This is a genomic window from Halobacillus salinus (assembly GCF_004684905.1).
In the GTDB taxonomy this organism is placed as follows: domain Bacteria; phylum Bacillota; class Bacilli; order Bacillales; family Halobacillaceae; genus Halobacillus; species Halobacillus salinus.
Genome location: NZ_SRJC01000010.1, coordinates 23,709 through 39,305, shown reverse-complemented (window position 1 = coordinate 39,305; position 15,597 = coordinate 23,709). Strand labels below are relative to the sequence as shown.

Genomic DNA, 15,597 nt, shown 5'->3' with positions numbered 1-15,597 from the left:
GTTAAGGGGCTTTTATTGACATCAAGTATCGCGATGACTAGAATGGAACGAGTGTTAAAGAAAGGAGGCGGCAGAATGGATAAAAAGAATAAGGTGCAATCTGTATTCAGTAATGCAGCATTGTGGATTTCTATAATTTCTGTTGCGAGCATCGCCTTTTTATTAACCGTTTCGTATCAAGCAACGAAAGCCTCTGTTCAAGTAACGGAAAATGGGCAGACAGAGCTTGTCCGCACACACGCCGATACGGTTGGCGAGTTACTCACTGACCTTGGCGTCGAAGTAGAAGCGCATGATGAACTCTCGCATGAGCTATCTGAACCTATAACTTTTGGAATGGATGTTACGTACATACCATCTAAATCTATAAATCTTGCAGTAGACGATAAAAAATCGAAGTCTTATTTTACGACCGCCAAGACGGTCGGAGAATTTCTAGAAGAAGAGAATGTTGATGTGAAAGAACGTGACGACTTGTCCCATGAAGCGAGCGCGCAAGTGGAGAACGGGATGGACATTCACATCGATCATGCTTTCCAAGTCGCTTTTGATGAAGGTGGCGAGAAAGAGAAAGTATGGACGACGGCTTCCACTGTCGGTGAATTCCTAAAGAATCAAGATGTAGAGCTCAACAAACTGGATGAAATAAAGCCAGCCAAAAAAGACGCTTTAAAACCTGACACGAAAGTAACACTTACTCGAGTGGAAAAAGTGACAGACATCGTGGAGGAAGAAATAGGGTTCACCGTCGAAACACGTAATGATGATTCTATGGCTAAAGGGAAAGAGAAAGTAGTATCCTCTGGCGAAGAAGGTCTCGTTACAAAGGAATACGAAGTGATCTTAAAGAACGGTGAAGAAGCAAGCCGTGAGTTAGTAGAAGAGACGGTCGAGAAAGAAAGTAAGAAAAAAATCGTAGCGGTTGGAACGAAGGTATCCCAACCAACACGTTCAGCATCAAACAGTTCAAGCAGTTCAAGCAGCTCAAATAGTGCGACCACTGTTTCTCGTGGAAACACAAGTAGCTCGAAGACTTTATATATGCACGCCACAGCCTACACAGCTAGTTGTTCAGGCTGCTCGGGCGTTACAGCTACTGGCATTAACTTGAATGCCAATCCGAATGCGAAAGTTATTGCCGTTGACCCAAGTGTTATTCCCCTGGGAACACGCGTCTGGGTGGAAGGCTATGGATATGCTGTTGCAGGGGATACTGGTGGCGCGATTAACGGAAACCGTATCGACCTTCACGTTTCATCTCAGAGCAAGGCTCTAAGTTTCGGTCGACGAAACGTAAAAGTTAAAATTCTAGATTAATGAAAGAGCAGGGATGCAAGTTCCCTGCTCTTTTTAGATTTTCAGAATATCGCTGTCGGTTCTTCACTGGTCTCTGTGGCGGTGTTGGAGAAACAGCTTGCTTTCCACGGGCGTCCGGTGAGCCTCCTCACTCCCGTTCGATCGTTGTGGGGTCTCACGCTGCACTATGATCCCGTAGGAGTCTCTCTGTTTATCCAAACCCTTAGTGATAAACAAACTGAACCTCTTTACAAAAAATTTATCGTTTATTAGAACCTTTATCCTTTTCAATAGTGTTAATAGAAACAATAGGAGTGTGAAGGTCCCGGCTTTTTTTGGTTATGGGGGAGAGTGTCGCGAGTATTGGATTCGTGGTATGCTAGGAGTGGATAAACGTGCGTGAATACAGGGGGAAGAGATATTGAGAATCAAGGAAATCATTGTCGTTGAAGGGAAAGATGATACAGCCCGAATACGCGAAGCGGTTGATGCGGATACGATCGAGACGAATGGTTCAGCAGTAGATGAGCCGGTTCTTGAACAGATTCTTCATGCCCAGCAAAAGAGGGGCGTCATTATTTTTACAGACCCCGACTATCCTGGCGAACGAATCCGCCATATCGTTTCTCAATACGTCCCTCACTGCAAGCATGCCTTTTTACCGAAGCACTTGGCCCGTGCTAAACAGGACAAAGGCATCGGGATTGAACACGCTTCGGTCGAGGATATTCGAGAAGCTTTGTCTTCTGTTTATGAATTAACGGAAGATTGGAAGGAAACTATTACAAAAGACGACTTGATTGCTTACGGGCTCATTGGAGGCCCTATGGCGAGGAAACGCCGTGAGCAATTAGGAATCCGCCTACACATCGGAAAAACGAACGGTAAGCAGCTATTGCGCCGTTTAAACATGTTCCAAATCTCATCAGAACAACTAGATGAAACGATGAGGCAGATCATTCAGGAGGAAAGAAATGAGTAACAGAGCGATTGCAACCCCGACGAAGACGCGGGAAATATTAAAGAAGTACGGATTTTCCTTTAAGAAGAGCTTAGGTCAGAACTTTTTAGTGGATGTAAATATACTGAAGAACATCATCGAACACGCTGGCATCGATAAAAAAGCCGGTGCGATTGAAATTGGACCAGGAATCGGAGCCTTGACCGAGCAACTGGCCATCCATGCAAAAGACGTTGTCGCCTTTGAAATCGACCAACGTTTATTGCCGATCCTTGATGATACACTGGGGGAATATGGGAATGTTTCCATCATTAACGAGGATATCTTAAAGGCGGATGTCCAACAGGTGATAGAAGAGAAGTTCCAGCCTGGACAACCTGTTCATGTAGTTGCTAATTTGCCATACTACATTACGACACCAATCTTAATGAAACTGTTAATGGCTCGACTTCCGATCAGCAGTTTGACCGTCATGATCCAGAAAGAAGTGGCGGATCGAATGGCTGCGAGTCCGAACTCGAAAAGCTATGGGTCTCTTTCGATTGCCGTGCAGTATTATACAGAAGCGAGAGTTGTAATGAACGTACCGAAAACGGTCTTTCAACCACAACCTAATGTTGATTCTGCTGTCCTCCATTTACAGATGCGGAAAGAGCCACCTGTTCAAGTAGAAGATGAGGATTTCTTCTTTGATGTAACGAAAGCCACTTTTGGACAGCGTCGCAAAACGTTGATGAATAATCTTGCCCGTCACTTTAAAGGGACTTACGAAAAAGAGGAGTTAAGAGAGCGGTTAGACGACATTGGAATCGATCCGAAACGTCGCGGTGAATCCCTCTCAATGGAGGAGTTCGCACGCCTAGCCAACCGTTTATATTCAAAATAGATTGAGGGTAAGTTTTGTCGATTCTATTAATATAGAGAACCGGTGTAGGAGAAACGATTTGCTTTCCACGGGCGTTCGCTGAGCCTCCTCTCTCCCTTTCGGTCGTTGCGGGGTCTCAGACTGTACTATGTTCCCGTAGGAGTCTCACCGTTTCTCCAACACCTTTACGATTAGTGGGGTGGAAAATGGGGAGGCTCCGCCGCGGAAAGCGACCTATTTTCCACCCCACGGTTCATATTTTTCAATGACAGCACCGGTGTACATACTTCACCCACAGCTTTGGAAGCACAAATGCCAGTAGCGTTTGTGCTTTTTTATGTGGTAAAAAGCACAATCCCAGAGAGCCCACATACACTAAAAGTAGTGCTTTCTGTGAGGTGGGAATTTATGATATCAACGGGAGACCTAGTAACAAGAAAATCATATTCTAATGACATTATTTTCCGAGTGCAATCAACTGGTGGTCCGCTTATCAAACTGATGGGGGAGCATATCCGGTTGGAGGCGGACGCAGAGTTACGGGATTTACAGAAGGTGACGGGTGCTGAGTATCATCGCATTAAAGAGAAAGTCGATGAACAAGAGTCGTATTCTTACCGCTTGTTCAGGCAGGACTACCGCTTGCTAAGGGAAAAGAGAGAGTCTGAAGCGGGGAATGGATACTCGAGCAGCAATGAATCCAATTACTTTCAAATTCCACCTCGTATTCTTCACGTAGACGGTGATCCACTATTCTTGAAGAAGTGCATCGCCTTATACGAGCAACTCGGTCTTCAAGTGCACGGTCAATATCTCCATGAAAAAGAAATGCCCTCTCAAATCATGTCTTTGATTGAAAAAGTCCATCCTGAAATTGTAGTCCTCACCGGACATGACTCTTATTCTAAGGCAAAGGGGTCCATGCGAGACTTAGAATCCTATCGTCATTCCAAGTATTTTGTCGAGGCCGTTCGAACGATTCGACAGAAGTACCCGCATTTCGATCAGATGGTCGTGTTTGCTGGTGCTTGTCAGTCTCACTTTGAATCCATTATTAGAGCAGGTGCGAACTTTGCGAGCTCTCCACAACGTGTGAACATCCATGCAATCGACCCAGTCTATGTAGCGGCCAGAGTCGCTTATACGTCCGTTACGAGCCACATCAATGTGTGGGAAGTTATTCGGAACACCATCAGCGGTGAGTCTGGTCTTGGTGGAGTGGAAACCCGAGGATTACTCAGAATAGGCATACCATATTCTAAAGAGTCATATGATGATCTATAGCCGCCTGCTTAAGAGCAGTAGCGGCTTTTAGCTCTTTTTTTCGAATTTTCTTAGATTGTACATATTTTTCCTTTTCATGGATATGCTAACGGAGAAGTGCTTTTTAAAAATGTTTATGTTGACATCAATTTATGAACATTGGTATAATTAATAATTTTATTTGACTTTGTCCGGGAGTCGTGGTACACTAATATCAGTGAGGTGGAGTGTAGTGGCTAAAACGCTAGTAGAAATTAAGCAATCCCTAGAAGGTCAGATTGGTAAACGTTTAACGCTGAAGGCAAATGGTGGACGTCGTAAGACGATCGAACGCTCAGGAATCTTAGCAGAGACGTACCCTGCTGTGTTCATTGTTGAACTTGACCAAGAAGAAAATGCTTTTGAACGTGTATCTTACAGCTATGCAGATGTACTTACGGAAACCGTTGAATTAAACTTCGACGATTTACAAACTATGGCTCTTGAGCAGTAAACCTTCGTTTGCTGCTTTTTTATTTTGTCCAAAAGTGGTCTTTTCTCATACATCAATTCTCTTCCATTGCTACATACATATGCCTGGTTAAAGAAAACATCCCTCGAGCATACTAAGAAATGTCGTAGCAAGTGAAAGCGAAAGGAGCTGAAGACGATGGGCAGTCGTAAACAGATAATGTCCGATTCGTTGAAGGAAGAGATCGCGAAGGAACTTGGTTTTTACGACAAAGTACAGAACGATGGCTGGGGCGGTATAACAGGACGCGAAGCCGGGAGTATGGTGAAGCGTGCTGTTCAAATGGCTCAAGAACAGATGATGAGGAAATAAACGGATGCCTCTTGTTGTTTATTCAACAAGGGGCATTTTTTATATGCACCATTAGCCGACCCATGCTTCTACAGAAAAAAGATGGAGAAGCTTTTTCACCTGAGAATGTGATACAATTGCATGCAGATAACCTTTAAAGATGAGGTGCTCGTATGCAACAGTTAGAAAAGGCTTCTGCGAAAATTAATTTATCGCTGGATGTGTTATATAAACGGGACGATGGTTTTCACGAAGTGGAAATGGTGATGACGACGGTCGATTTAGCAGATCGCATTGAACTGACCTATGTGGATCGTGACGTGATCAAAGTGGAATCGGAAAACCGTTTTGTTCCGAATGATGAACGTAACTTGGCTTACCGCGCAGCGAAGTTGATGAAGGATCACTATGGCGTTCGTAAAGGGGTGCGTATCTTCATTGAGAAGAACATCCCTGTAGCTGCAGGTCTTGCTGGAGGAAGCAGTGACGCTGCCGCTGTCCTGAGAGGACTCAACCGTTTATGGGATTTGAATAGAAGTATAGATGAATTGGCTGAACTCGGTGCACAGATAGGCTCGGATGTATCGTTTTGTGTATACGGAGGTACGGCGCATGCTACAGGGAGAGGAGAGAAAGTGAGAGCACTACCCGCTCCTCCTCCGTGCTGGGTTGTTTTGGCGAAACCGACCATTGGAGTATCGACCCAAACAGTTTATCAGAACTTGAATCTCGATAAAGCGGAACATCCGAACACGGAAGCGATGATTGATGCTTTGAACAGAGGGGATTTTGCTTCCATTTGCCAAAACGTTGGCAATACCCTTGAAGGAGTAACGCTGAACCTTCATGAAGAAGTCGGCCAGATTAAAGAACAAATGCGTCAAGGTGGAGCAGATGCTGTGTTGATGAGTGGAAGCGGACCTACCGTTTTCGCTCTTGTCGAACAAGATGCCCGAGCTCAACGTATATACAATAGCTTAAAAGGCTTCTGTGAAGAAGTATATATTGTAAGAATGTTAGGCTATCGGGAGTGAAACTTGATTAAAACCGTACAAATCTGATATATTATAGAGAAATATTCGGATTTTGGGGTGTGTATCTTGAAAAGAAGTGAACGTTTAGTGGCTATGACACATTTTATTTTGGATCGTCCAAGAGAGTTGGTCTCTCTTCCCTTTTTCTCTGAGAAGTTTGATTCGGCTAAGTCCTCGATCAGTGAAGATCTAGGGATTATAAATAAAATGTTTCAGCACGAAGGAATTGGTTACTTGGAAACGATATCGGGAGCGGCCGGAGGGGTGAAGTACATTCCTTCTTATTCCAAGGAATACAGTCATGAATTTGTACAGTCTCTCTGTAAGCAGCTGGAAGACCCGGAGCGTTTATTACCAGGGGGATACCTGTTCATGAGTGATATCCTCGGTGATCCGGAAACGACCCGTAATATCGGCCGTCTTTTTGCTTCTGCTTTTCATGATAAAGAAATTGATGCTGTCATGACCGTGGCGACAAAAGGTATTCCGCTTGCTTACGCCGTCGCATCTTACTTGAATGTCCCTGTCGTGATCGCAAGGCGAGACCCTAAGGTCACGGAAGGTTCGACCGTAAGTATTAACTATGTTTCCGGTTCGACTCGTAAAATCCAAACAATGGTACTGACGAAGCGCTCTTTGAAGCAAGGGGCACGAGTTTGCATTATTGATGATTTCATGAAGGCTGGCGGAACAATCAACGGAATGAAGAACCTGCTTAAAGAGTTCGAAGCGGAAGTTGCAGGAATCGGCGTTTTGGCAGAAGCGGAAGACGAGGATGAAGATCGCGTAGTCGAGGATTATTTATCGCTCGTTCAGATTGTCCATTCAGATGATCGTAAGCAGACGATCGAAGTGCGTCCTGGTAATTTATTGAATCAAATATAATGGTTAAGCTTCTCAAAATTGTTTGAGGAGCTTTTTTTATTTTATTTCTAACAATCCTATTTTCACGGTCCTTGAGAACTTATAATACTTTTGAATTCCATCAAATGTATGAAAAAAATAACCAAATTGAAATTTTTTTATTAAAATAGGCAGGAATATTTGGCGTTTTGTGGAATTGAAGTATATAAGTTCTTTTATGAAAAAAGGTGGTGAATCTTAATGGAAGTAACTGACGTAAGACTGCGACGCGTAAATACGGAAGGAAGAATGCGAGCAATTGCTTCTATTACCTTGGACCAGGAGTTTGTTGTCCATGACATACGGGTGATTGATGGCAACAATGGTTTATTCGTAGCCATGCCTAGCAAGCGTACACCAGATGGTGAGTTCAGAGACATTGCGCACCCGATCAACTCTGGTACACGTGGCAAGATTCAAGACGCTGTTCTTGAAGAATACCACCGTGCTGGGGAAGAGGAGCAGGCTGAAGTAGAATTCGAAGAAGCCGGAGCTTCCTAATACTTACGAACACCAGGAGTCTAACCTATAGGGGTTAGGCTTCTTTTTTTTACGGTCTACCTAGTAAAAATGGATGATAAAGCCTTTTTTACCACATTGGCTATGGATTGAAATTACGCTGTTTTTAAGATATTATTCATAATGGATAATTAGGATGGAGGTACGTTCATGACGAATCGATATGCTGTCGTTTTGGCAGCTGGACAAGGAACTCGTATGAAGTCGAAGTTATATAAAGTATTGCACCCTGTTTGTGGTAAACCGATGGTTCAGCATGTCGTCGACCAGCTGAATACATTGGAGCTGAATGAATTGATCACAGTTGTCGGCTTCGGTGCCGAAAAGGTACAGGACCAACTTGGCGATGCTAGTCATTACGTCGTTCAAGAAGAGCAACTGGGTACAGGACATGCTGTACTGCAGGCAGAAGACATCTTAGCTGACAAAGAAGGCACAACGGTCGTCGTTTGTGGAGATACACCTTTACTTACAGGAGAGACCCTCCAGAAGCTTCTGGATCACCATGACAGCGAGCAGGCTAAGGCTACGATTCTAACCGCTCATGCGGATGATCCGAATGGCTACGGACGTGTGATCCGTGGTGGGAACGGGCAAGTCGAGCGAATCGTTGAACAAAAAGATGCATCGGACGAAGAACAGGCGATTCAGGAAATCAACACAGGCACATACTGTTTTGATAACCAGGCGCTTTTTCAAGCGTTGCAGAATGTGTCTAATGATAACGTACAAGGGGAATACTACCTCCCTGATGTCGTAGAAATTCTGAAGAACGAATCTGAAACGATCAGCGCTTATCAAACACCGGACTTTTCTGAGTCTCTTGGTGTGAATGATCGTGTAGCACTATCTAAAGCAGAAACGTTGATGAAAGAGCGTATTAATGAACGCCACATGCGTGCAGGCGTAACTATTCAAGATCCAACGAACACTTATATCGGGCCTGATGTGAAGATTGGTCAAGATGTAATTGTATATCCTGGAACGGTTTTAGAGGGAGAGACGGTTATTGAAGAAGATGCCGTCATTGGTCCTCACTCGACTATTAAAGACTGCTTCGTCGGGAAGGCGTCAGTAGTCAAACAAAGTGTTGCGACAAACAGTCGTATCGGGGAGAGGGTTCAGATTGGACCGTTTGCCCATATTCGACCAGAATCTTCTCTCGGCGACGATGTCAAAGTCGGAAACTTTGTTGAAGTGAAAAAAGCATCTTTCGGAGATGGAAGTAAAGCCTCCCACTTGAGTTACATTGGGGATGCAGAAGTAGGAAGCGGCGTGAATATAGGTTGTGGAACGATCACCGTCAATTACGATGGTCATAACAAATTCCTGACTTCCATTGAAGACGATGCGTTTATTGGTTGCAATTCTAACCTGATTGCACCGGTGACTGTTGGAAAAGGCGCGTATGTCGCAGCCGGCTCCACTATTAATAAGGACGTACCTGCTGAAGCTCTGTCAATCGCACGATCTCGTCAGACGAACAAAGAAGGCTACGCAACAAAATTCAAATCGATAAAAAAAGACTAACGGAGGGTACCATCCATGACAACGGGATATAAGGATTCAAACTTAAAAGTTTTCTCCCTGAACTCTAATCCGGAGCTGGCGAGTGCAATTGCCGATAATATCGGGGTGGAATTAGGTAAATGTACAGTTACAAGCTTCAGTGACGGAGAAATCCAAATTAACATCGAAGAAAGCATTCGTGGCTGTGATGTGTATGTGGTTCAGTCGACTTGTGAGCCTGTCAACCAACACATCATGGAGCTACTCATCATGATTGACGCCCTTAAGCGTGCATCTGCACGTTCTATAAACATTGTCATGCCTTATTACGGATACGCACGTCAAGATCGTAAAGCACGCGCTCGTGAGCCGATCACAGCGAAGTTGATTGCTGATCTATTGGAGACGGCGGGTGCAACTCGTGTGCTTATGCTCGACTTGCACGCTCCTCAGATTCAAGGGTTCTTTAACCTTCCAATCGACCACTTGGTTGGGGTTCCGATTCTTTCTGATTACTTCGAGGAGAAGAACTTTAACGATCTTGTTATTGTTTCCCCTGACCATGGTGGAGTGACAAGAGCACGTAAGATGGCAGATCGCTTGAAAGCTCCGATTGCCATTATCGATAAGCGACGCCCTCGTCCGAACGTAGCGGAAGTAATGAACATCGTTGGTAATATCGAAGGTAAGACAGCGATTTTAATTGATGATATCATCGATACAGCAGGTACTATCACCCTTGCAGCAAATGCTTTGATTGAAAATGGAGCGACAGATGTTTATGCTTGTTGTACGCACCCTGTTCTTTCCGGACCAGCTATCGAGCGCATCGATAACTCTAAGATCAAGGAGCTAGTTGTCACGAACACGATCCCTCTCGGAGAAGAGAAGAAGATTGATAAAGTAACGCAGCTATCAGTAGCAGGGTTGATCAGTGAAGCGATCATCCGTGTTCATGAACGTCAGTCCATTAGTATTTTGTTTGATTAATTTCTTAAAAGAGGTTTAAGTAATCGAATTAACGGGAAACTGATATAAATGATTGGTATTTATATGGAGGTTGATTAATTTGGCTATTAAACTAAAAGCGAATCAAAGACAAAATCTCAAACAATCCGTAACACGTGAATTACGTCTTGCAGGAGACGTTCCAAGTGTTGTGTACGGGAAAGAAAATGAACCGATCACAGTATCTGTGAACAGCATAGAGCTTCTAAAAACTGTACGCGACGAAGGAAAGAACGCTATCATTTCCTTAGACATCGATAATGGGGAAACTGTTGATGTCATGTTACATGAATATCAAGTCGATCCACTGAAAGACGAATTGATTCACGCAGACTTCTACGTGGTCAACATGTCTGAAGAGATGGACGTTGAAGTACCAGTTCACTTAGAAGGTGAAGCGGCAGGTTCGAAAGAAGGCGGCGTATTGCAACAGCCACTTTATGAGTTGGCTATCCGTGCGAAGCCGGCTGACATTCCAGAAGAAATCTTAATTGATGTTTCTGAATTGAACATCGGTGACAGCATTCTTGTAAGTGATCTGAAGGCTGCTCGTAACTACGAGATTACAGAAGATGGAGATACGACAATCGTATCTGTCACTCCTCCGGAAGAAATGCCGGAAGAGCCAGACGTAGAGAATGCAGACGCAGAGCCTGAAGTCATCAACGAGAAAAGTGATGACGATGAAGACGGCGAAGAAGAAGACAAAGAGTAAAAGTATACAAAACAGGGGCGCGGCCGAATGGCCCGCCCCTTTTCTTTGCTTTACAATATCTATATTACGGAAAACGTATTTATTTTCCTCTCTTGTTCTTTTGACATCTTTTTTATAAATCGCTCTGCTATAATAAGAGGAAGTTGAAATGAATAGGATTTCTAAAGTAAGAAAAGGAGTTCCAAATGAAGTGTATTGTAGGACTGGGTAACCCAGGGAAGAAGTATGAAAAAACGAGACACAACATCGGATTCATGGTGATGGACGAGTTGGCAAGACAGAACCATTGGTCCATCTCGCAGATGAAATTCCGAGGTTTATACACAACAGAACACGTGAACGGGGAGAAAGTTCTATTACTGAAACCTCAAACGTACATGAATCTATCCGGGGAGTCCTTGAGGGCATTCATGGATTATTTCGATATCGACGATGAAGACATTCTCGTTGTCTTCGACGATTTAGATCTGCCTCCTGGTAAGATCCGCCTGCGTAAGAAAGGTGGACATGGTGGGCATAACGGTATCCGGAATATTATCGACCAACTCGGCACGAAAGAGTTCAAGCGTCTACGTATGGGCATTGGACGGCCTGAGGCTCCTGTTACGGTCGTCGATTACGTGTTGGGGGACTTTCCGAAGTCTGAGGCTGGTGCAGTGTCTGATAGCATCGAACAAGCAGTAAAAGCATGTGAAGCCTGGATAGAGAAGTCTTTTGATGAAGTTATGAATGAATTTAATGCGAAATAAAAAGGGGAGTAGTTGGCCCCTTTCTGAATAACCCAGTGAAATGCCGGCAAAACTAATGACCATCAACACTCCGAGGAGGATGGAAATGAAAATTCGTTATTTTTGTCGGCACTGTCAACGTCAGGTCGGTGAATTGGATGCTAAGCAGGTCGATGTATCACAACTCGGTTTTGATGTGCTGAACGATACGGATCAAGAACAGATGGTCCATATGCAGGGCAATGGGGACTTGAACATCCGGACCATTTGTGACGACTGCAAAGAAGGATTAGACCAGCATCCTCACTACCATGAATTAGATAATTTTATTCATTAAATCTTGTCCTTGGGCGGGATGGTGGAGGAGTTCGTTATGCAAGGAATAAAGCAGTATTTATACCAGCAGGATGATATCCATTCTGTTGTAGAGGGCTTTGAATCAGGGCTGCAGGAACAAATGGTGGCAGGACTGTCTGGTGCGTCGAGAAGTGTGATGATTTCATTGTTAAAAGAGTCACTGAATCGTCCTGTCCTTCTTGTCACTCACCAATTAATACAAGCACAACAACTATATGACGATCTTCAGGAATTAACCGAAGCGGAACAGGTCCATCTGTATCCTGTGAACGAGTTGATGGCATCGGAAATTGCGATTGCCAGCCCGGAGCTCCGCAGTCAGCGGATCGAATCGTTGCACAATTGGATGGAGCAGGGATCAGGCATCTTGATCGCGCCGGTTGCAGCGTTAAAACGGATCATGGCACCGAAGACATACTGGGAGCATAATCAGCTCCCTTTTCGTGTTGGAGAAGAAATCGATTTGGATGCCTACTTGAAACGCTTCGTCAGCATGGGGTACGAGCGTTCTGAAATGGTGGCGACACCTGGAGAGTTCTCTATTCGTGGAGGAATCATTGATGTGTACCCTCTTACCTCAGAGTACCCTTACCGCATTGAATTGTTCGATACGGAAGTGGATTCAATTCGTACATTTGACTCGGAGACACAGCGTTCGCAGGAAAAAATGGAACAGGTCAATATCGGTCCCGCAACGGAACTGTTGTTAACAGAGGAAGACTATGCCCGTGCAGAACAGCGGTTAGAGGGAGCGCTCGGCGAATCTCTTCAAAAGTTGCAAAAGTCAGAAGCGAAGGAAACGCTCAACGAGATTATGGAGCACGATATCGACCGTTTGAAGCAGCAGGAACGATTTGAAGAGATGTATAAGTACATCGGCTACTTCTATGAGGAAAATTATAGCTTGCTAGATTATTTACCTCAGAATGGCTTGATTGTATTGGATGAGATGAGTCGTATCCAAGAAACTGCCAATCGTCTCGATCAAGAAGAAGCGGAGTGGCATCAAAGTTTATTGGAAGCCAATCAGACAGTGCGAAGTCTCAAGATTTCATTCGACTGGCATGATACATGGGAGAAGATGGAGCAGCCGAAGCTTTATATGTCTGTATTCATGCGCCACATACCCAACACGCAACCACAAAACATCGTCAACATCTCCAGTAGACAAATGCAGCAGTTCCATGGTCAGATGAACTTGTTAAAGAATGAAATGGACCGTTGGGAGAAACAGGACTTTTCTGTACTGATTCTAGCACCAGATCAGCAACGTGCAGATAAAATCCATTCTGTACTAGAAGACTATGATATGGAAGCGGTCATCGCAAAGGAGTCTGTTACCTTCCCGTTAGTCAAGCCTACGATAGCCATTGGAAATGTGAGCAATGGTTTCGAATTTCCGATGCATCATGTAGCTGTCTTGACGGAGAATGAGCTGTTCAAGAAACGGAAAGCAAAACCAAAGCGTAAGCAGAAGATGTCTAATGCTGAGAGAATTAAGAACTACCAAGAATTGAAGGTTGGCGATTATATCGTTCACGCCAATCACGGTATAGGAAAGTACCTTGGCATTGAAACGCTTGAGATGAATGGTACTCATAAAGATTTCCTGATGGTGAAGTATTCAAGCAATGATAAATTGTATGTTCCGATCGATCAGATTGATTTGATACAGAAGTACGTCGGTTCAGAAGGAAAAGAACCGAAAATGTACAAACTCGGCGGCAGCGAGTGGAAGAAAGTGAAGAGTCGTGTTCAGTCTTCCGTTGAAGATATCGCGGACGATTTGATCCAGCTTTATGCCGAACGTGAAGCATCCAAGGGGCATGCTTTCAGCAAGGACGATGAAATGATGCGGGACTTTGAGGCAGCATTCCCGTATGAAGAAACCGAAGACCAAATCCGTTGTATCGAAGAAATAAAAGAGGATATGGAGCGTATCCGTCCGATGGATCGCCTGTTATGTGGGGATGTTGGCTATGGTAAAACGGAAGTGGCTATCCGGGCTGCCTTTAAGGCTATTCTTGACGGGAAGCAAGTAGCCATTCTCGTTCCGACTACCATCCTAGCTCAACAACACTATGAAACCTTACAAGAGCGTTTTCAAGGGTTCGGCATTAATATCGGTCTCATGAGCCGCTTCCGTTCAAAGAAGCAGCAGACTGAAACGACGGACCGCTTGAGAAAAGGGTTAGTTGATATCGTCGTCGGCACGCACCGTATTTTATCGAAAGATATCAAGTTCAAAGATTTAGGGTTACTGATTGTCGACGAAGAACAGCGATTCGGTGTAAAGCATAAAGAAAAAATCAAACAGTTGAAACATAACGTAGATGTGTTGACCTTAACAGCGACGCCTATTCCGCGTACGTTGCATATGTCCATGCTCGGTGTCCGTGACTTGTCTGTTATTGAGACGCCTCCGGCCAACCGATTCCCGATCCAGACATACGTGCTTGAGTATAATCCGATTTTCTTAAGAGAAGCGGTGGAAAGGGAAATGGCTCGAGACGGTCAAGTATTCTTTTTGTTCAACCGTGTAGAGAATATTGAAAGAATGGCGCAGGAAATTGCCGCGCTCGTCCCGGAGGCAAGAGTGGCGTTCGCGCATGGTCAGATGAACGAAACAGAACTCGAGAACGTTATGTTCTCCTTCTTAGAAGGCGAGTCTGACGTTCTCGTCAGCACGACTATTATCGAAACAGGTGTCGACATACCGAATGTAAACACTTTGATCGTCTACGATGCGGACCGTATGGGGCTCAGTCAACTCTATCAACTTCGCGGTCGTGTTGGGCGTTCGAACCGTGTTGCATATGCATACTTTACTTACCAAAAAGATAAAGTATTGACGGAGGTAGCGGAGAAACGGCTCCAGGCTATCAAAGAATTCACTGAACTGGGTTCAGGGTTCAAGATTGCCATGCGCGATTTGTCCATCCGTGGAGCGGGGAACTTATTGGGTGCCCAGCAACACGGTTTCATCGATTCTGTCGGTTTCGATATGTACTCTCAGATGTTGAAAGACGCAATCGAAGCAAAACAGCAGGGTAAGGAACCGGAAGCGGTTCAACCTTTCCAGCCGGAGCTTGATCTGATGATTGATGCTTACATTCCACCTGAGTACATCGCTGATGAAAAGCAGAAGATCGATATGTACAAGGAGTTTCAGGCGATTGAGTCACAGGAAGACATTCAAGACCTCCGTGATGAATTGATCGACCGCTTCGGCGATTATCCGGATGAAGTGGGTAACCTATTTACCGCTTCCACCCTTCGTTTATATGCGAAGCAGTCACGGATCGAAGCCATCTCAGAGAAGAAGAAAAAGATTGAAATGGTGATGGAAAAAGAACAAAGCCAAGAAATAGACGGAGCTAAGTTGTTCGATCTAGCCAATCAGTACGGTCGAATGATCCAGCTTTCAACAGAAGACAACCAGTTGAAAGTCACCTTTACATGGGATCGGAAAACAAAATTCAACCGGTATGAAATGGTCCAGGAATTTATTAGTAAGCTTCCGGAAATGATGAGAGAAGCATCCAATGCTTAAAAAAAGCCCTCTTTTTGAGGGCTTTTTTTGTTTTTAATGATGCCTCTTTCTCTCTTTTTTAAGTACGTAAGGGTGTGAAGTTCT

Annotated in this window: 15 protein-coding genes; all 15 read left to right on the top strand. The window is 44.4% G+C overall.

What is annotated here, in order from left to right; genetic code table 11:
- The first annotated feature begins 75 nt into the window (after positions 1-75).
- The 15 genes from E4663_RS19065 to mfd all read left to right on the top strand — a co-directional run bounded on the left by E4663_RS19065 (position 76) and on the right by mfd (position 15,513).
- A complete protein-coding gene (locus E4663_RS19065; protein ID WP_135328774.1) occupies positions 76-1,317 on the top strand; it encodes a G5 and 3D domain-containing protein in 1,242 nt (413 codons plus the stop codon).
- A 400-nt stretch (positions 1,318-1,717) separates the two neighbouring features.
- Positions 1,718-2,278 carry a ribonuclease M5 gene (rnmV, locus tag E4663_RS19060; RefSeq protein WP_135328773.1) on the top strand — a complete coding sequence of 187 codons (561 nt, stop codon included), beginning with the start codon at positions 1,718-1,720 and terminating at the stop codon, positions 2,276-2,278.
- Positions 2,271-3,143, top strand: a complete 873-nt coding sequence (gene rsmA / locus E4663_RS19055; RefSeq protein ID WP_135328772.1) for a 16S rRNA (adenine(1518)-N(6)/adenine(1519)-N(6))-dimethyltransferase RsmA — start codon at positions 2,271-2,273, stop codon at positions 3,141-3,143. Before rnmV ends, rsmA begins: the two co-directional genes overlap by 8 nt.
- Before the next feature lie 387 nt (positions 3,144-3,530).
- Positions 3,531-4,406, top strand: a complete 876-nt coding sequence (gene yabG, locus E4663_RS19050; RefSeq protein WP_079477413.1) for a sporulation peptidase YabG — start codon at positions 3,531-3,533, stop codon at positions 4,404-4,406.
- 211 nt (positions 4,407-4,617) lie between these two features.
- On the top strand, positions 4,618-4,878 hold the full coding sequence (gene veg / locus E4663_RS19045) for a biofilm formation stimulator Veg (RefSeq protein WP_035545428.1): 261 nt from the start codon (positions 4,618-4,620) through the stop codon (positions 4,876-4,878).
- Positions 4,879-5,034: 156 nt separating this feature from the next.
- Positions 5,035-5,208, top strand: coding sequence for a small, acid-soluble spore protein, alpha/beta type (locus E4663_RS19040; RefSeq protein WP_079477412.1), 174 nt, complete (start codon positions 5,035-5,037; stop codon positions 5,206-5,208).
- A gap of 152 nt (positions 5,209-5,360) precedes the next feature.
- Entirely contained in the window at positions 5,361-6,221 is an 861-nt protein-coding gene (gene ispE, locus E4663_RS19035) for a 4-(cytidine 5'-diphospho)-2-C-methyl-D-erythritol kinase (protein ID WP_079477411.1), read from the top strand.
- A 66-nt stretch (positions 6,222-6,287) separates the two neighbouring features.
- Positions 6,288-7,106 carry a pur operon repressor gene (gene purR, locus E4663_RS19030; RefSeq protein ID WP_079477410.1) on the top strand — a complete coding sequence of 273 codons (819 nt, stop codon included), beginning with the start codon at positions 6,288-6,290 and terminating at the stop codon, positions 7,104-7,106.
- Between the two features lie 219 nt (positions 7,107-7,325).
- On the top strand, positions 7,326-7,625 hold the full coding sequence (gene spoVG, locus E4663_RS19025) for a septation regulator SpoVG (RefSeq protein ID WP_079477409.1): 300 nt from the start codon (positions 7,326-7,328) through the stop codon (positions 7,623-7,625).
- Positions 7,626-7,793: 168 nt separating this feature from the next.
- Positions 7,794-9,173, top strand: a complete 1,380-nt coding sequence (gene glmU, locus E4663_RS19020) for a bifunctional UDP-N-acetylglucosamine diphosphorylase/glucosamine-1-phosphate N-acetyltransferase GlmU (protein WP_135328771.1) — start codon at positions 7,794-7,796, stop codon at positions 9,171-9,173.
- 15 nt (positions 9,174-9,188) lie between these two features.
- Entirely contained in the window at positions 9,189-10,142 is a 954-nt protein-coding gene (locus tag E4663_RS19015) for a ribose-phosphate diphosphokinase (protein WP_079477407.1), read from the top strand.
- 79 nt (positions 10,143-10,221) lie between these two features.
- Positions 10,222-10,875 (top strand): 50S ribosomal protein L25/general stress protein Ctc, encoded by a 654-nt coding sequence (locus tag E4663_RS19010; RefSeq protein ID WP_079477406.1) that lies wholly within the window; start codon positions 10,222-10,224, stop codon positions 10,873-10,875.
- Positions 10,876-11,060: 185 nt separating this feature from the next.
- Complete coding sequence (gene pth, locus E4663_RS19005) at positions 11,061-11,624, top strand: aminoacyl-tRNA hydrolase (protein WP_135328770.1); 564 nt, start codon at positions 11,061-11,063, stop codon at positions 11,622-11,624.
- An 85-nt stretch (positions 11,625-11,709) separates the two neighbouring features.
- The gene (locus E4663_RS19000) at positions 11,710-11,940 is read left to right on the top strand and encodes an anti-sigma-F factor Fin (RefSeq protein WP_079477404.1); all 231 of its coding nucleotides are present in this window, start codon (positions 11,710-11,712) and stop codon (positions 11,938-11,940) included.
- A gap of 36 nt (positions 11,941-11,976) precedes the next feature.
- Positions 11,977-15,513 carry a transcription-repair coupling factor gene (mfd, locus tag E4663_RS18995; protein WP_135328769.1) on the top strand — a complete coding sequence of 1,179 codons (3,537 nt, stop codon included), beginning with the start codon at positions 11,977-11,979 and terminating at the stop codon, positions 15,511-15,513.
- Positions 15,514-15,597: the final 84 nt, after the last annotated feature.